General features: G+C 41.8%; 13 protein-coding genes. 12 read left to right on the forward strand and 1 reads right to left on the reverse strand.

Features of this window, described 5'->3' with window-relative positions:
* The first annotated feature begins 120 nt into the window (after nt 1–120).
* The 3 genes from LI288_RS05020 to clpB all read left to right on the forward strand — a co-directional run bounded on the left by LI288_RS05020 (nt 121) and on the right by clpB (nt 7,091).
* On the forward strand, nt 121–3,813 hold the full coding sequence (locus LI288_RS05020) for an InlB B-repeat-containing protein (RefSeq protein ID WP_227089802.1): 3,693 nt from the start codon (nt 121–123) through the stop codon (nt 3,811–3,813).
* 225 nt (nt 3,814–4,038) lie between these two features.
* Nucleotides 4,039–4,161, forward strand: coding sequence for a hypothetical protein (locus tag LI288_RS14290; RefSeq protein ID WP_264473911.1), 123 nt, complete (start codon nt 4,039–4,041; stop codon nt 4,159–4,161).
* Nucleotides 4,162–4,481: 320 nt separating this feature from the next.
* Complete coding sequence (gene clpB, locus LI288_RS05025; RefSeq protein ID WP_022433296.1) at nt 4,482–7,091, forward strand: ATP-dependent chaperone ClpB; 2,610 nt, start codon at nt 4,482–4,484, stop codon at nt 7,089–7,091.
* Between the two features lie 95 nt (nt 7,092–7,186).
* Here clpB and LI288_RS05030 read toward each other — a convergent pair whose 3' ends face one another.
* Complete coding sequence (locus LI288_RS05030) at nt 7,187–7,366, reverse strand: DUF4250 domain-containing protein (protein WP_331464603.1); 180 nt, start codon at nt 7,364–7,366, stop codon at nt 7,187–7,189.
* A 172-nt stretch (nt 7,367–7,538) separates the two neighbouring features.
* Between LI288_RS05030 and LI288_RS05035 the strand changes: the two genes are divergently transcribed.
* From LI288_RS05035 to LI288_RS05075, 9 genes are all read left to right on the forward strand, one after another.
* Nucleotides 7,539–10,274, forward strand: coding sequence for a hypothetical protein (locus LI288_RS05035; protein ID WP_227089649.1), 2,736 nt, complete (start codon nt 7,539–7,541; stop codon nt 10,272–10,274).
* 13 nt (nt 10,275–10,287) lie between these two features.
* Nucleotides 10,288–11,394: a DUF4422 domain-containing protein gene (locus tag LI288_RS05040; protein WP_227089650.1), complete on the forward strand. Its 1,107-nt coding sequence runs from the start codon at nt 10,288–10,290 to the stop codon at nt 11,392–11,394.
* Nucleotides 11,395–11,466: 72 nt separating this feature from the next.
* Complete coding sequence (locus LI288_RS05045; protein WP_227089651.1) at nt 11,467–13,395, forward strand: BMP family ABC transporter substrate-binding protein; 1,929 nt, start codon at nt 11,467–11,469, stop codon at nt 13,393–13,395.
* Nucleotides 13,396–13,444: 49 nt separating this feature from the next.
* Nucleotides 13,445–14,035, forward strand: a complete 591-nt coding sequence (locus LI288_RS05050; protein WP_022433301.1) for a metallophosphoesterase family protein — start codon at nt 13,445–13,447, stop codon at nt 14,033–14,035.
* A 143-nt stretch (nt 14,036–14,178) separates the two neighbouring features.
* A complete protein-coding gene (asd, locus tag LI288_RS05055; RefSeq protein WP_227089652.1) occupies nt 14,179–15,270 on the forward strand; it encodes an aspartate-semialdehyde dehydrogenase in 1,092 nt (363 codons plus the stop codon).
* A 193-nt stretch (nt 15,271–15,463) separates the two neighbouring features.
* Nucleotides 15,464–17,173, forward strand: coding sequence for a putative bifunctional diguanylate cyclase/phosphodiesterase (locus LI288_RS05060; RefSeq protein WP_227089653.1), 1,710 nt, complete (start codon nt 15,464–15,466; stop codon nt 17,171–17,173).
* A 19-nt stretch (nt 17,174–17,192) separates the two neighbouring features.
* Complete coding sequence (locus LI288_RS05065; protein WP_022433304.1) at nt 17,193–17,561, forward strand: response regulator; 369 nt, start codon at nt 17,193–17,195, stop codon at nt 17,559–17,561.
* 15 nt (nt 17,562–17,576) lie between these two features.
* Nucleotides 17,577–18,212: a chemotaxis protein CheC gene (locus LI288_RS05070; RefSeq protein ID WP_022433305.1), complete on the forward strand. Its 636-nt coding sequence runs from the start codon at nt 17,577–17,579 to the stop codon at nt 18,210–18,212.
* 13 nt (nt 18,213–18,225) lie between these two features.
* On the forward strand, nt 18,226–19,314 hold the full coding sequence (locus tag LI288_RS05075) for a GGDEF domain-containing protein (protein ID WP_227089654.1): 1,089 nt from the start codon (nt 18,226–18,228) through the stop codon (nt 19,312–19,314).
* Nucleotides 19,315–19,321 lie beyond the last annotated feature (7 nt).

A 19,321-nucleotide genomic window follows, 5' to 3' on the forward strand; every position in this document is an offset into this window, starting at 1 on the left:
ATCAGGATAAAAAATAATAATTTTTTATAGACACCAATCAATAGATATGGTATATTAAATTGCTACTATAAAAACGAAAGAATAAAACATGTACAATAATGTATGGAAAGGCAGGCGCTATTGAGAAAAAACATTACAAGAGGAAAAAGAATTTTTGCGGCAGCAGCCGTAGTGACAGCAGTGTGTATGACAACAAATACAGTTGTTCCATTTATGACTTATGCATACGCAGATACAGCGAATATACGTGCAGGGGCAGTTACTGTTACAAGTGAAAGCCAGCTTCGTCAGGCGTTGCAGGCGGGCAGCAGTTTAATTGTTGTCAGTGGGAGTATTACGGTTGCAGAGGATGCTGCGGGAACACCTCTTATGATACCGGGAAATGTGACGATAACAGGGGCGGACAGCAACAGTGAACTGATTATCAGAGGTGCAGTACAGCTTACCGGTGATCATGTTACGATTCAAAATGTAAAATTGCATTTTATTTCCACGAATGCTTTACAAAGCGTCGTACATAGAGAGATTTTTCTGGCTGGACACAGTCTGGTACTGGATAGTGTGGATACGTATGTTAAAGGTGGTGCAGGTTCCGGACTGGGAGGTTTTGGGGGAACAGAAGAAGAACTGCTCCCAACAGTCTATGCAGGCGGATTTAAAAATACGGTTGTCGGACAAAATGCATCATTGACTGTTACCAATGCGGTTGAAAATACAAAGATTCAGGCCGTTTACATGAGCCATGATTCCGGGAGTGATGGGAAAACCGCATATACAGGCAGCGCAGAAGTTTATGCAGATGCAAAAACGGTTATTCGTGAAGGAATTCATACAGAAAATAACAGCTGTGCAGATATTACGCTGAAAGGCATGGGAGAGAGTATTATTGCCAGTGCGAAAATAAAAGATTTTTACGGCAATGAAAACACCAGTCTGACCTTACAGAAATGTTCTGTAGACGGCAATATCCAGAATGTTGAAAATGTTATATTGGATGATGAAGCGGAACTGTGCCTGGTATCCGGCAGTTTAAAAAATATAGAGGTAAAAAATAAAGCCTCTTTAAATCTGACAGAGTATGATGAAAGTATCTTCGTTGAAATTAAAGGAAATTTCACCGGAAATCAGACGTCAGACAATATCGCAGACGGCTATATTGTATTAAAAAAGGATAATCAGGTCATTATTGATAAGGATGTAACAGGTACAACAAAGGCGGCAGTCGGTAATAAGCTGTTTCCATCCGTTTTCACGGAAGGTTATACTTATATAACGGCGCAGGGCAAGGCAGCTAAGGAAAGCTTTGCACCGGCAAAAGCAGGCTGGTTTTTTAAATATACCGTGGATACACAGTCGAACTGGACAGCAACGACAAAGCAGCCGGAGGAAGAAGACTTATCTGTTGGCAGACTGGTGATTCAGTCTGCACCGCAAACGGTAAATATCAACCGCATTTTCCAAAAGGAAGACGGCTCAATTCCTGATGACACGGTGTATTTTGATATTGACTGTTATAACAGTCAGGGAGTATTAATGGACGGTGCTGATGTGACCGACTGGCTTGGAAGCAGTGTTTTGGTTATGAAAACGTCACTTTGGGAAAGTGAAGATGCGGAAAGTCTGAATGAAACCAATTGGGGCGAAGCTGTCGCGCTGGTAACGGACGGAGAGAATTATCCAAACCGTTATTTTTTAGAAGCATATCCGGGGGCAAAGACGGGAACATATACTTTTTTATTTTTCCCGAACGGATATGATGAAGGCGATATTGAAACAGTCGGCGCGGTAAAAGCCCAGAAAGATAAGATATTTGCAGAATGTACGGTGGAATTTACCGATAAAGATATTGAACCGGTGCAGAAGCATCAGGTGATTGTAGGCAATGGAACCGGTTCGGGAGAATATGCAGCAGGCGACATTGTCACTATAACTGCGGCAGGTGCGGCACAGGGTATGGCATTTGACCGGTGGGCAGGCAATACTGCACTTGATTTTACAGAGAACACGGACAGCCATTCAGCAACAGCTGTATTTATCATGCCGGACGGTGATGTCGAAATCAATGCAGAATATAAAGACATTTCGGCTCCGACAGGAGAGATTACCGTATCAACAAATAAGTGGAACGTATTCTGCAATGCAGTGACATTTGGAAAGTTTTTCAAGGAAAGACAGGAAGTCGGTATTCATGCAGATGATCTGGGGCTGGGTATCGATAAGGTTTTTTATCTGATTTCAGAGGAAGCAAAGACGTTGGAAGAAGTGCAAAATATTCAGGCTTCAGACTGGACGGTTTACGAACAGCGTTTTGCAATTGATCCGGATAAAAAATGTATTGTTTATGTTAAAATTACAGATAAGGGCGGTAATACAGCCTATCTGTCTACAGACGGACTGGTATTTGACGGTTCTTCACCGGTTATCAGCGGCATAAAGCATAATGAAACATACGGCGGCAGTGTTCAGTTTACGGTAAACGATGACAATCTGGACTATGTGGAGATTGACGGTGTTTTAGCAGGTCGTGAAAACGGAGGTTATACGGTCACAGATGTTGAAGGAGCGCATACAATCACAGCCGTTGATAAAGCCGGAAACCGTACACAGGTAAGCGTTACAATTGTACACGCAACACAGCCAACAACGGAAAGTACAACAGAAGCGCCAAAGCCAACGGAAGGTACAACAGAAGCGCCAAAGCCAACGCAGAAACCAACGGAAGCGCCGACAGAGGTAACAAAACCGACGGAAGCGCCGACCGAGGTGACAAAGCCGACGGAAAAGCCAACGCAGAAGCCGACACAGGCGACGACGGAAAGCACAACCGAAGGTACAACAGAAGCGCCAAAGCCAACGCAGAAACCGACGGAAGCGCCAACAGAAGTAACGAAACCAACGGAAGCGCCGACAGAAGCCCCGACACAGAAGCCGGAAACAGATGAAAAGGTCATTTATGAAATGCGTCAGGATGCAGATGGTAACTGGCATTACTATGCAAATGATACCATTGCAGCGGATTACTGTGGCATGGCAGTAAATGAATACGGCTGGTGGTATATCAAGAATGGTGATGTAGACTTTACATATACAGGTATGGCATGCAATGAGTACGGCTGGTGGTACTTCAACAACGGACAGCTGGATACGACATTTTACGGTCTTGCAAACAATGAATATGGAACATGGTTCTATACGGACGGACAGTTAAATTTCGGTTTTACAGGGATGATTATTCCGGATGACGAGTGGCTCTATGTTCAGAACGGACAGGTACTGACAGATTATACCGGAATGGCATTAAACGACTACGGCTGGTGGTACTTTAACAATGGCAGAATTGATTTTGTATATATCGGGATGGCGGCAAATGAATACGGCTGGTGGTATTTTAACAACGGACAGATTGATTTTGGCTATAACGGTTTTGCCGCAAATGAATATGGTACATGGCTGTTTACAAACGGTATTTTAAATACGGGATTTACCGGTATGACATTAAATGGTGGTACATGGGTATATGTTACAGATGGATATATCAGTGACACTTATACCGGAATGGCATTAAATGAATATGGCTGGTGGTACTTTAACAATGGCACACTGGATTTTAACTATACCGGAATGGCTTTAAATGAGTACGGCTGGTGGTATTTTAAGAATGGACAGCTGGATTTAGGATTTACCGGTATTGGCAGTAATGAATACGGTGACTGGTTCTTTAAGGACGGGAGAATCGCTTTTGAGTACACAGGAAGCTATAATGATGGCGGACAATGGTATATGGTAAATAGCGGTTTTGCCAGTAAAATATAATAAAATCATGGGAATGGAGCAGAAATCCAATATGGAACTGCTCCATTTTTAAAAAAATTGGCACTCCGGTATTGACAGTACTAATAATAGGTGCTATAGTACAGATAGAACAAAAGAGAAAGCAAAGTAAGTTGAAAACAGCAGATGTTTTACAATTAAAGGCTGATACAGTTTCATATGAGGCTGCTCAACATAAATGAATGAATATGAAAGGAAGCGATTGTTATGGATAAGAATCCAAAACATCCATTAAAAAAGAAGAAAGTTGTACAGAAGGTGAATGCAACTGCAAACCATATGGAAGGTGAGCAGGAAGTTTCATCAAAGCATAAAAAACACACATATTAGTTGAGTGAAAAATCCCACAGGCTGCGAAATGACGACCTGTGGGATTTTTATGTGTGCTTTGCGGTCACGTTTTACAAAGCAGGAATTGGTGTCAAACAGCAAAAATAGCAGTTTTTCAAAAAATTAGCACTCACCTCTTGACAGTGCTAACAACATGTGATATAACACAATTAAGCCTTGTGTGTTACATAACAAATAGAACAATAAAGCAGCAATCATAAAAACAAAAATCCTGCATGAATCGAAGAAGAAAAAGGCTGGCAGGAATGGTTTCAAAGTGATTGTATACAATAGAGAATGAGAAAAAGGAGGCAGAAACTATGAACATTAACAAGTTTACACAGAAGTCCATTGAAGCGGTGAACCAGTGTGAAAAGATTGCTTACGATTATGGCAATCAGGAAATTGACCAGGAACATTTTCTTTACAGCTTAATGACAATAGACGATAGTCTGATTGCAAACCTGATTGAAAAAATGCAGATTAATAAAGAAGCATTTATTTCCAATATTGAAACACTGCTTTCACAAAAAACAAAAGTATCCGGAAACGTACAGCTTTACGTGAGCAATGACTTAAACAAAGTATTAATCAATGCTGAAGACGAAGCAAAGCGCATGGGAGATGCGTATGTATCTGTTGAACATCTGATGCTGGCAATGATTGCATCACCCAATAAGCAGATTAAGCAGCTCTTTAAGACCTACGGTATTACAAGAGATTCGTTCCTTTCCGTATTGGCAACGGTCCGTGGTAATCAGTCCGTAACAAGTGATAACCCGGAAGCAACGTATGACACACTGGCAAAATACGGACAGGATTTAGTTGAAAAGGCAAAGTCCGGTAAGTTAGACCCGGTTATCGGCAGGGATAATGAAATCCGTAATGTTATCCGGATTCTTTCAAGAAAAACAAAAAACAATCCGGTGCTGATTGGTGAACCGGGTGTTGGTAAAACAGCCGTTGTCGAAGGTCTGGCAGAACGGATTGTCCGTGGCGATGTACCGGAGGGCTTAAAGGATAAGAAAATCTTTGCGCTGGATATGGGCGCACTGGTAGCCGGTGCGAAGTATCGTGGCGAATTTGAGGAACGTTTGAAAGCGGTGCTTGATGAAGTCAAGAAAAGCGAAGGGCAGATTATTCTGTTTATCGATGAAATTCATACAATTGTCGGAGCCGGTAAGACAGAAGGCTCTATGGATGCAGGCAATATGTTAAAGCCAATGCTTGCGCGTGGTGAACTCCACTGTATCGGTGCAACAACACTGGATGAACACCGTCAGTACATTGAAAAAGATGCGGCACTGGAAAGACGGTTCCAGCCGGTTATGGTTGATGAACCGACCGTTGAAGATACCATTTCTATCTTACGTGGTTTGAAAGACCGTTATGAAGTATATCACGGTGTAAAAATTACAGACGGCGCACTGGTATCTGCGGCAACCCTTTCAGACCGTTACATTTCCGACAGATTCCTGCCGGATAAAGCAATCGACCTTGTCGATGAAGCCTGCGCAATGATTAAGACCGAACTGGATTCTATGCCGGCTGAGCTTGATGAATTACAGCGTAAGGTCATGCAGTTAGAAATTGAAGAAGCTGCATTGAAGAAAGAAACCGACAATCTCAGTAAGGAACGTCTGGAAGCCTTGCAGAAGGAATTATCGGAAATGCGTTCTGAATTTAAACAGCAGAAGGCAAAGTGGGACAATGAAAAGTCCAGTGTTGACCAGATTAGCAAGATCAAAGAAGAGTTAGAACAGGTCAACCATGAGATTGACGAAGCTAAGAGAAATTACGATTTGGAAAAGGCGGCACAGTTACAGTACGGCAGACTGCCGGAGGTTCAGAAACGTCTGGAAGAGGCCGAAAAGAAGGTACAGAATAAAAATCTGGATTTGGTACATGAGAGTGTTACCGAAGAAGAAATTGCAAAGATTATTTCCAGATGGACAGGAATCCCGGTTGCCAAGTTAAGCGAATCTGAACGGGAAAAGACCCTGAATCTGGACACACTTCTGCATAAGAGAGTTGTTGGACAGGACGAGGCTGTTACGAAAGTAACAGAGGCAATTATCCGTTCAAAGGCAGGCATTAAAGACCCGACCAAACCGATTGGTTCATTTCTGTTCTTAGGACCTACCGGTGTCGGTAAGACAGAGCTTGCAAAGACACTGGCAGAGAGCCTGTTTGATGATGAAAGCAATATTGTCCGTCTTGATATGTCAGAGTACATGGAGAAATATTCTGTTTCGAGATTAATCGGAGCGCCTCCGGGATATGTCGGATACGATGAAGGCGGTCAGCTGACTGAGGCAGTCAGAAGAAAACCGTATTCTGTTGTTCTTTTTGATGAAATTGAAAAGGCGCACCCGGATGTATTCAATGTATTGTTACAGGTACTTGATGACGGACGAATCACCGATTCGCAGGGCAGAACGGTAGACTTTAAGAATACAATTATTATTATGACAAGTAATATCGGTTCAACCTATCTGCTGGACGGTATTGATGAAAACGGCGGCATTAAGCAGGAAACAGAAGAACTCGTTATGAACGATTTGCGCGGACATTTCAGACCGGAATTTTTAAACCGTCTGGACGAGATTATTCTGTTCAAGCCGCTCACAAAAGACAATATCGGCAATATCATTCATCTGCTGATTGCAGACGTCAACAGACGTCTGGCAGACAAGGAATTGCAGGTACGTCTGACAGATGCGGCAGAAAGCTATATTACAGAACACGGCTTTGACCCGATGTACGGCGCAAGACCGTTAAAGCGTTACGTTCAAAAGACGGTAGAAACACTGGCGGCAAAGTTAATCTTAAAGGGTGACATCAATACGGGTGATGACATTGTGATTGATGTTGTAAACGGTGAACTTACGGCAAGAGCCGAGGGCAGAAAAGCCATCGAAGAAAAATAAAACGGCAGTAAAGAGCATAAGATTATAAAAAACAAAGAAAAGGCGGGTGGTACTGTTATATTTCAGTGCCACCCGCTTTTTACGTGCGCCAAACATCAGATAAACTGATTGCGTGTAGTATCGTATTCGTAATCAATTCCTTTTAAAGTCTGTACGATTTCCGTTTCATCTACCATAAAGGCTTTGCAGAATTCTGAAAGATTCGGATAAAAGTCGCGAAGCTGTGTATTTGTAAATGAAAGCAGCATAACGGGATCTTTTGGTAACTGAGCCATAGTCATACAATCTCCTTTTGATACAAAACTGCTTTGAAAGCAGTCTGTGAATTTCTGTTGCCTAGCATACCGCAAAAATCAATCATTTTCAAGATAAATATTCACTTGTCTTTTGACTTTGTGGTATACTGACGGTAAATAGGCGAATAGATAAATGTGAATGGAGAGCGATATGATTATTTTAAAAGCGGAAGGCACACTTGCGGCAGTCTTTCATAAAACAATAAAAGTCATGGAACAGAATGTAGAGTGGAATGAAACATTTGCAATTAATAATAACACGCTGATTCTGCCCGGTACATTAAAATCGTTGTTTTTCAGTTTTGATAATAAAAAAGTGCTTGGAAATGTCATAGAAGAACCCATTAAAGAAGAACCACGGTTAATGCTTGGAAATGCCCTGCTTGAAAATACCATTAATTTAGTTCTTTACATATTTGGTAAGTGGGGAAAAATTAAAGGGCTAACCGTTGAAAAGGATTACAGACAGTTAGAACAACAGATGAATGACATCCTGCGGGAAGTAGAAGTACAGGCATCCTTAGATGCCACGCAGTGCCGTTTCTATCATGAGGGAATACGCATTACCTATGAAGAAGTGATTGAGCGGATTTTAGAATACATGAAGCCGGATTATCTAAATGAGGAGGAAGAAGAACAAGACGATACGGAGATTCACGATGTTTCCGACTGGGAGAAAAAGTATCAGCTCGGATTGTGGCATAAAATTGTCTGGAAATCCTACGAAACCGGTATTAGCAAAAAGAAGTTATCCGCCAAAGAGCGGGCGGCAGGGCGAATTGGAAATGACTTTTACATCACGGGCTATCAGTGCCCGGAATGTAAAAAGCCAATGTACATGGTGGTTTATCCGAAAAATAAAGAGTTTCATATCGACACGGACGAGGGCAGGGTTATTCTTGCAAGGGCATATACCTGTATGGACTGTCATCGTTTTTATACGCCAAAGCCCTACAAACTGCTGATGGAAGGCAGTATTTATATGATGGATTTTGAGGACGATAACACGGCGTATGAGGATTATCAGGAACTGCTCGGCGCAGACGGACAGCGTATATCCAACAGCCGGTTTAACCGTTATGAGAGCAGTGCGCCACAGTCCGATTTTGAAAATGAAGCGGATGACCGTCTGGAAGAACTCTATAACAATATGCCTGAAATGTCTGTAGAAGAAATTTTTGATATTGCTGACATGCTGGATTCGGAATTCTATCCGCTGTCCCGGCGGGAAGCAATTGAAGAACAGGTAGACAAAGCGGCGGCAGATAAAGGCATGGACCGTAACGTTCCGCCGAAAAACTGGCAGAAGCACCGGGAAAAAGTGCAGAAAGAAAAACAAAAGAACGAAAAGGCACAAAAGGAAAAAGAGCGGTCAGAATCTGCGCAGGGACGGTCTGATGAGAAAGAACCGTCAGCAAGATACAGTACGCAGAATCCGCAGGAACAGTGGGATGGCGGACAAGTCAAAGACAGGACATTTACGGACAGTCAGACTGTGCCGCAAGACGGAACGAACCGACCGGACAGAACAGCAGACGATTACGTGACATCACAGGACAAAGCTGCACCGTCTACAGCCGACACCCGGACACAAAAGCAGGGTACACATGTACAGCTACAGACCGGCGGGGCAGACGCACCACAGTCACGCAGAACTTCCGAAGAAGAAATTGCGGCTTCCCAGAAGGAAGTGTTGTCTATCGCACTGGCAGCAAAAAACAAAAGCTATGCGGAATTAAAAAAGGCCTATCATACGATTCTTGAAAAAGACTGTCCGCAGTCGGTCAAAGATAGTGTGGCAGAAAATGTCAAAGACTGGATGCAGAAGCGCGGTGAGAAAGAACTGCAGGTGTTGGCAGAACATTTCCCACAGCAGTATCAAAAGAAAGTCTATCAGCAGTTTCGTCAAAAATTTGAGGAATATAACGATATTGATAATACAAAATATATGAAGCAGCTTGAGGAAAAGCGTGATTTGGCAGAGCAGAGCGCGTTGAAAGCATTTGTCAACCAGCAGAAAATCCGCCCGGGGGATAGAAAAAAGCTGTTGTCACTGGCAGAAGCAATCCGTCCTATGGAATATGAAGAAAAGAATAAACAAATCATCATTGACCAGCTAAAAGACCGCGTAAAAGATATTGACAGGAAAGCAATCGAACAAATCTGTCCGGACATTTTTGAGATGTCCTTTGACGAGGGGAAAGAAGCCTATCAAAGAATTGCGACAGGAGATTTTCTGCCGGAGCTAAAGACGGATATGTTAGGCAGAATCCGCAAGCGGCTTGAAGCCATGAAAAAGGATGAATGCAGAAGTCTTGTCAATAAAATGATTCGCGATACCGGTATTTCGGAGCAGACCATGGAAGGCTTTTATCCGTATGATATCCGCCGCATGAGCAATGAAGCCTGTGAAGATATCGATGCCATTATTGCAAATAATGCACTCAATACCTATGCGGGCGGAGAAGCATTTGAGTATCCGCTTCTGATATTTGATTCAACAAAAGGTGAAAACGGTAAAAAAGGCTTTGTGCTGACACCGGATCATGTCTACTACAACGGCAGTATGATGGCGGGAACGGTAAAGGTGCGGAATATCAAGGAATTTTACGCAGAGAGCGGATTGTTCCACAAGGGCATTTATATCCGTACCATGAATAACGGAGAAATGAAAATTACCGGAAACTACAAGGCAGATAAAGAAAAAATGGAACATTTTCTTGCTAAATTAAACCGCTTTATCCAGTATTTGCAGGAAAAGCCGGAGTCCCGCAGCGTGGAATACCTTGCCGAAGAAAAGCATCCGGTAAAATGCTGTTACCGCTGCGGTTATGTCTATGAGGGCGGCAATATCTGCCCGAAATGCGGCAGCCGCAATAACGATTAAAAGGAGTATACAAATGTCAGTAAAAATATATACAATGACCCACAAAAAATTCGATGTGCCAAACGACCCGATGTATGTTCCGTTACAGGTCGGCGCAGAAGGAAAAGAACCGCTCGGCTATGTGAGGGATAACACCGGGGAAAATATTTCCGCGTTAAATTGTTATTACAGCGAATTGACCGGAGTATACTGGATATGGAAAAACGATACTGAATCGGATATTGTCGGTGTCTGCCATTACAGACGGTATCTGTTAAATGAAAAAGGTGTGATGTTCCGTAAAGAGGAGATTGAAAAACTGCTTTCCGAATATGACTGTCTGACCAGCCGCCTGCTGACACTGGATTTTTCATATCATTACGGATTTTCCGACAATCACAATGTGCGGGATTTGGACGTGACAGGTGAAGTTATCCGTGAAAAATATCCGGAGGATTATCCGCTGTTTGAAAAGCTTGTCCATGAAAACCACACGTATTTTGGCAACATCTGCGTGATGAAAAAGCCGCTCTTTGATGCGTACTGTGCATGGCTGTTTGACATTTTTGCCGAAGTGCGAAAACGGATTGACATCGATTCCTATGACAGCTATCATAAGCGGGTATTTGGTTTTATTTCGGAATTTCTGCTTTATGTGTGGGTGACAAAACACAAGCTGCGCGCATATGAGTGTATGGTGGGTATGATTGGCGAAAAGGCAGAAACAAAAGAAATGAAACAGCGGCTTGCGGATTATTTTGCGGAAAAAGATATTGTGGGTGCAAAGCAGTATTTTATGGAAATGTATACGAAACGACCGGATGTTTTAATGGAAGCGTCGGACATTACGGGCGATTTGCGGATTTGTATGCAGATAATTGCAACTGCGGAACGGGAGTTTGCCACAACCGGCACAAGCATTTTAGACAGAAGCTGCGCATTTGAAGATTATATGCACCTGTTTAAAACATTAAACGGCATTGTCAGAAGATACTGCGCAGGCAGACAGACCACAAAGGACAAGGAAATGCTTGCAAAACTGCACTTATCGGAAGAAGCCGTCTATGTTTCCGTGCTTGCATTTTGCAAAGAAAAAGAAAAAACAGCAGAAATTCTAAATCAGATAAACATGGACATTTAGGGTGTAATGTGCTAATTTTAAGATAGAAATGCGTAATACAGGCTGCGTATTGCGGCAGAAATGGAGGGAAGTATGTCAGTTCAGGATTATATGAGTGCATCTAAAATCGGAAAAAGAGCATATCATGCCTGTGTCAACAAAGGCAGGTATCCATATCTTCCGGTATTGGAAAATATTGTAGATGAATCAGACATTGAGGCAGAGGTCAGTCTGGGAATCGACCAGATTCCGTTGCGGCTGGTTGTGGGAACGTGTAATGCGGGACGGACCAATGCCTTTGCAGATAATTTTATGCCGATTCTGGATTGGGGAACGGAATTTTCAGCAAAATGGGCGAGCTTAAGTGACAGCCAGAAAAACGAAGGCATCCGCGACCCGATTAAGGTCTATGAGTATATGAACAAGTTTTATGTACTGGAAGGCAATAAAAGAGTCAGCGTTTTAAAGTATTTTAAGGCTGTGACAGTCAATGCCGAAGTAATCCGTAAAGTGCCGAAGTATTCAGAAGACCCGGATGTTAAGATTTATTATGAGTTTATGGAATTTTATAAATGTACGAAGCTTAATGACATTTATTTCAGCAACGTCGGCAGTTTTCCGACCCTGATGAAGCTGGTCGGCATCAAAAAGGGGGAAAACATGGATGAAGATGCGAAAAAGGATTTTGTATCCTGTTTTCTATCTTTTAAAAACGCATATGATGCCAGAGGAGGCGAACGGTTTGATTATCCGGCGGGCGATGCATTTTTACGCTTTATTCATATTCACGGTTATGAACATGTAAAGGATATGCTGCCGTCGGAAATGGCAAAAAATGTGGCAAAGACGTGGGCAGAGTTTGAACTGCTTTCTGAAAACAATGCCGTTGAGCTTCGTATGGATCCGACATTAAACGAACCGAAAAAGAATATTTTAAGTTATCTGCTGCCAAAACCGGGAAATGGAAACAGAAAGCTAAAGGTCGGTTTCATTTACGAAAATACACCGCAGGATTCGGACTGGTGCTATACGCATGAGCTTGGCCGGCAGTATATTGACGATACATTTGGCGATCAGATTGAAACATTAAGCATTACGAATGTCAAACCGGATAAAGATGATGTGGCTGCCATTGAAATGATGGTTAAAAATAAGGCAGATTTAGTTTTTGTGACATCACCGTCCATGATTATGGCCTCTTTAAAAGAAGCGATTGCGCATCCGGAGGTCAAGATATTGAACTGTTCGCTGAACACGTCACACAAATATATCCGTACCTACTATGCGAGAATGTATGAAGCAAAGTTTTTGACGGGACTCATTGCAGGTGCGTTGACTGATAATGATAAAATCGGTTATGTAGCAGGGTATCCTGTGTACGGTGTGACGGCAAATATCAATGCTTTTGCGCTGGGGGCAAAATTTGTTAATCCACGGGCAAAGATTTATCTTGAATGGTCCTCTGTAAAGAATAGCAATCCGGCGGAAGCTTTTAAAAGAGAGGGTATCCGTTATGTATCGGATCAGGATATGATTACGCCGACCAGTACGGCACGCAGGTTTGGATTGTACAGCATAGATGATGAAACAACCCAGCATATCGCGATGCCGATGTGGCACTGGGGTGCATTTTATGAAAAAATGATTCAGAGTATTTTAAGCGGCTCATGGAACAGGGAGCAGGATGCGGATAATGTAAAAGCACTTAATTACTGGTGGGGACTGTCTGCAGATGTAGTTGACCTGATTATGTCAACGAAGCTTCCGGTAGAAACACAGCGGATGGTTACAACCTTTAAAGAGATGATTTCAAAGGATTTATTTGAACCTTTTGCGGACGAATTAAAAGATCAGAAAGGTAAGGTACGTAATCAGAAGGGCAGGAATCTGACACCGGAACAGATTATTACCATGGACTGGCTGCTGGATAATGTGATTGGTAAAATACCGGAACTGGAGGAACTTGAAGAAGGCTGTGAGCCGATTGTAAAGGCACAGGGCATTATTCACCACGGATTATAAATGTAGAAAGTAGGAAGGCGGCAAAAAGAAGCTGCCACAATGAGAAAATATGAAGATACTGATATTAGCAGATGTGGAGTCAAAATACTTATGGGATTATTTTGACAAAAGTAAATTAGAAGGCGTTGATTTAATCCTATCCTGCGGTGATTTAAATCCGCAGTATCTGTCTTTTCTGGCATCCTTTACGCAGTCACCGGTGCTTTACGTCAGAGGAAATCATGATGACTGCTATGAACAGACACCGCCGGAGGGCTGTATCTGCATTGAGGATAAGATTTATACGTATAAGGGGCTGCGGATTATGGGACTTGGCGGTTCAATCCGTTATAAAAAAGGTATCAACCAGTATACACAACGACAGATGCAGCATCGTGTCAGCCGTATGTGGCTCCAGTTAAAATGTAAAAAAGGCTTTGATATTTTGCTGACCCATTCGCCTGCTGCGGGCATTAATGACGGCTTTGACAGTGTACATCAGGGATTTACGGTATTTAACGAACTGCTTGACACGTATCACCCGGCTTATTTTATTCACGGTCACATACATAAGAATTATCAGGCAAACTTCGTGCGGGAACAGCAGTACAACGAAACAACGATTATTAACGGATATGAACGTTATATTATTGATGTTTAATAACAAAATAAAGTAATTTTGCAAAAAGTGTTGCATTCTGTAAGTTACTGTGATAATATCCTTTCAGAACAAAAAGACAAATGTCCGCCATACAAAGACAAAAGCGGAAATTTGTTCTTGAAAAAAGAAAAGGGAGAAAGAACATGAGTGAGAAGTTAAGAGTTGGTATCCTTGGCGGTACAGGTATGGTAGGACAGAGATTTATTACACTGCTTGAAAATCATCCTTGGTTTGAGGTTGTATTGGTTGCAGCGAGCGGCCGTTCCGCAGGAAAGCTTTACGAAGAAGCTGTAGACGGACGATGGAAGATGACAGCACCGATGCCTGAATTCGTTAAGAAGATGACTGTTTATGATATGGATAAGGATTTCGATGAAATCGTATCAAAGGTAGATTTCGTATTCTGTGCAGTAAACATGCCAAAGGATGAAATCAAGGTATTAGAAGAAAAATATGCAAAGGCAGAAGTGCCGGTTGTATCTAACAACAGTGCAAACCGCTGGACACCGGACGTACCAATGGTGGTACCGGAAATCAACCCGGAACACTTAGAGGTTATTGAGGCACAGAAGAAGCGTCTTGGCACAACAAGAGGTTTTATCTGTGTAAAGCCAAACTGCTCAATTCAGAGCTATACACCGGCTTTAACTGCTTTAAAAGAATTCGGACCAAAGCTGGTTGTTGCAACAACTTATCAGGCAATTTCAGGCGCAGGAAAGACTTTTGAACAGTGGCCTGAAATGGTAGGAAACATCATTCCTTACATCGGCGGCGAAGAGGAAAAGAGTGAAAAAGAACCATTAAGACTCTGGGGTAAAGTAGAAGACGGAAAGATTGTTCCGGCTACAGATACTGTTATTACTTGCCAGTGTGTACGTGTTCCTGTATTAGACGGACATACAGCTGCTGTATTTGTGAACTTTGAAAAGAAGCCGACAAAGGAGCAGATTATTGAAAAGTGGAGAAGCTTCCGTGGCGAACCACAGGAATTAGACCTTCCAAGTGCACCAAAGCAGTTTATCCAGTATTTAGAAGAAGATGACAGACCACAGGTACAGTTAGATGTTAACTATGAAAACGGTATGGGCGTTTCTTTGGGCCGTTTAAGAGAAGATTCTGTGTTTGACTATAAGTTCATCGGTCTTTCACACAATACATTAAGAGGTGCAGCAGGTGGTGCTGTATTAATTGCAGAATTATTAAAGGCAAAGGGATATATTACTTCTAAGCAGTAATATGCAATAAAAAGTATAATACATGGCACAGAAAAAGACTGTTGCTTTGATGTTTCAAAATCGTCGAAGCACAGTCTTTTTTTGCTATGTATATTATTTTGAAATCCCGCACTTTAGTTGACATTAGTACGGCAGAATGGTAAACTAAATTCATATAATTTGTTGAACGGTTATGAGGTCAAGGGATAAAAATATGGATGGTAATGAAGAATTAAAGGAAAAATTATTAGATCACTCAATGACACGGGAAGAATTATTACTGGAACATACACATACATTTATTGCAGAATATTCTTATAAGACAGGACAGCTGGAAATTTATCCGGAAGATGGCCATTTTGTTGATTTTGATAGAAAGTCTTTGGATACGGATTTTGAACATGCCTTTTATAAAACTGTATTTAAACGGGATTTGCCACTGTACCAGCAGTTGATTGATTTTTCAGGGGTGACACACAGTGTTCAGCGGGATGCCAATATCCGTCTGTATGTTGTGCCGCATATTTATGAGTGGTTTCGGATTTCAGTGCTGTATTATATTGATGAGGACGGGGAAAGAGACCGGATTGTGCTGGCATTTACCAATGCCGAGAAAGAGCTGGAGGCTGTGCATGAACTGAAATCGTTGGTAACCGTGGATTCCCTGACACAGCTTCCGAATATCAATACCTTTTCCATGCAGACATGGGAATTGTTAAAGAATCATCCGGAGCGTGAATATGCCATTGTGCGGATGGATATCCGGAAGTTCCGCCTGCTGAATGAGTTTTATGGGACAAGTGAGGGCGATAATGTTCTCCGTTTTCTGGGTGTGAAATTACAGGAGTGTATGGATTCGGAAGAATTGTATACATATTGTCATTTGACTTCAGATATTTTTGCAGTCTGTATGTCCAGTGACATGGAGAGCATTTGCCGCGTGATTGACAGCATCCAGACTTCGATGAACCATTATCCGGTTAATTTTGAAATGGTCATGTCCTTTGGAATCTATATCATTACGGAAAAGGATAAGCAGGAAAGAATTCCGGTTGTAACGATGGTTGACCGTGCGGCAATTGCACAGCGGGTTAAGAATAATTACATGAATAAAATTGCCGTTTTTGATGATAAAATTGCTGAAAAAGAATATGCGGAACAGAATGTGATTATGGAGATGAATAATGCACTTGGTAGTGACCAGTTCCATATTTATTTACAGCCAAAGGTTGATATGATTACAGGCAGAATTGTCGGTTCAGAGGCACTTGTGCGTTGGATTCATCCGACAAAAGGTGTGATTTCCCCGGTGGATTTTGTGCCGATATTTGAAGGCAACGGCTTTATCTCGGAAATTGATTTTTATATGCTTGAGCAGGTTTGCAAAATGATCCGCAGATGGCTGGATAAAGGTCTTGAAGCAAAACCGGTATCAGTAAATTTATCCCGCAGCAATCTTTACAGCCCGCGTATTTTAAATGACATTATGACCTGTGTGGAAAGATACAGCGTGCCACATGATTTGATTGAATTTGAGATTACGGAAAGCGCATTTGCAGTTGATAATATTCATCTGAATCAGTTGATGGAACAGCTCCAAAAGAATCATTTCAGAGTACTGATGGATGATTTCGGAAGTGGTTATTCATCATTGAATGCACTGCGTGAGCTGAGTGTGGATATTTTAAAAATTGATATTAAATTCCTGCCGGTCAGCCAGAATGATAAAAGGGCAGATATTATATTAAGAAGTGTAACGCAGATGGCAGACCAGCTGGGACTGGAAATTGTTGTGGAAGGCGTGGAAACCGAAGCGCAGGCAGACCTGCTGAAAAAAATGGGCTGCAGGATTGCACAGGGGTTTTTATATTATAGACCGATGCCGATTGAAGAATATGAGCGTGTATTGAAAAAACAAAAATAGGGGAAAGCAGGAAATGAGTATGGAAGATTTGATTTTAATTGTAGATGATGCCCGCTTTGCAAGAAGAATAGAAACAAAAGCTTTGCAGGATGCGGGGTTTGAACACATTGTAGAGGCAAAGACTGCAAAAGAGGCATTGCAGATTTTTGAGGAGCAGGCACCGGAGCTGACATTGCTTGATATTACACTGCCGGATAATTCGGATCTGACACTGCTGCGGACAATGATAAAAATCCGCCCGGAAGCAAAGATTGTCATGAATTCGGCAATCGGCCAGGAACTGATTATTCAGGATGCACTGAATGCGGGAGCAAGAGATTTTATTACAAAGCCTTTTAAGGAGAAAGAATTTATAGAGAAAATCGTTAAAGTGATGAAGGGGAATTGATAAGGGGGAAAGCAAATGGAATTATTTCAAGGAAATGGCCAGTTAGATGAAGACGTCGAAGACATATTATATGAACTGGGAAATGTCGGCGTAGGAATGGTTAGCACAACGATTGGTTCAATGCTTGGTGTGCGGGCTGAAATCGGTATCCCGGTGATTACAAAAGCAGATATGCATATTGTGGAACAGATTGATAAAAAGCAGACTGAAAAGATAGGAATCTATCTGAATTTTGCTAATACACTTAACGGTGCGGTTCTTTTATTGATGGATATGCAGTTCATTCATCAGATTGTGGAAGTACTGCTGGAACAGCCTGTAGCAGAGCAGAAGCTGCTCACGGATGAGGAAAGTGCATCTGCCATTGCAGAATTTGCCAACATTATTGTGGCGTCTTACATGAATGCAATGGGAAGTTATACGGGAATCCGTATTTTTGTGACACCGGTAAGTGTAAAATTGGGCTATGCGGATGAACTGGTAGAGGATGCGTTGCAGAATTTGAATTTATGCTGCAATGAAGCGATTTGTGTTAATACCGGACTTTCTACAATTGATGCAAATGGCGGGGGACTTAGCGATGTCGGGCATTTTATTATGATGCCGGATGATGCGTCAGTGCAAAAAATTATGGAAGCAATTTCTATATGAGGTGGACAAAGCAATGGATGAACAGTTTGAAAAAACAGAAAATTCTATGAGCATTTACTATACTGTAAATAAGATGCTGATTGCATTACACATGGCGTTGCTGGTATTCTTTGTTGTGATGAGGGTTTATGTCATGGTGGCTTTCTGTGCGGCGGGGATTGTTGTATATATCTTTTCATACCGGCTGCTAGATAATCAGATGAATAAACACTATTACAAGATTACGTATTATGAAATCTGGATATGTGCGGCAGGTTCAGCCTGTATTATGGGACCGGAATACGGATTCCATCTGGCATTGATTGCAATGCTGCTGCCGGTAGCACTGGCTGTCAATACAGAAAATTTGGGGAATGATACGCGCTTTTTTAAATGCAGTTTTACGAAAAAAGAGGGAGTTTTTTTAGTTGCTGCAACAATTATTGTTTATGTCATGATGAAATTGGGAACTTATCATGACAGTTTTTTTGGCAGACATATTATTCTGCATAATTCGATATTACAGAATGTTGTTTTTTTTGCCAATACAGCATTTATTATTATATATATCTTTTATTATTTAAGCAGTTATGCAGTATATATTAATAAGAGTGAAGAATTTTTACGGCAGAAAGCTGATTATGATGAACTGACAGGGCTGTATAACCGAAACCGTATCCGTTTTATTTTAGAACACAATTATGCGGCAGCAAAAGAGGGAAATAATCCGTTTGGCGTTGCTATTATGGATATTGATGATTTTAAAAAAATTAATGACGGTTATGGACATAATGCAGGCGACTTTGTGCTAAAGCGTTTTGCGGGCATTGTAGACGGCATTGTAAGAAAATGCGAAGGACAGATCGTAGCCGGAAGATGGGGTGGAGAGGAATTCCTGATTCTGTATTACGGCGAGAATAAAGAAGACTTTTATATGCTCTTGGAGTATATCCGCATGAAGATTTACGAGGCACAGTTTTTATATGACCGAAACAGATTAAGTGTTTCCGTAACAATCGGTATGGCAGCGTTTGCAAAGGATATGTCTTTGGATGAGATTATCAACAATGCGGATATGAAGCTGTATGAAGGTAAAAAGAGCGGTAAGAATAAAGTTATGTAATGATTAA

This window comes from Lachnospira pectinoschiza, assembly GCF_020564355.1.
GTDB classification, from domain to species: Bacteria; Bacillota; Clostridia; order Lachnospirales; family Lachnospiraceae; genus Lachnospira; species Lachnospira intestinalis.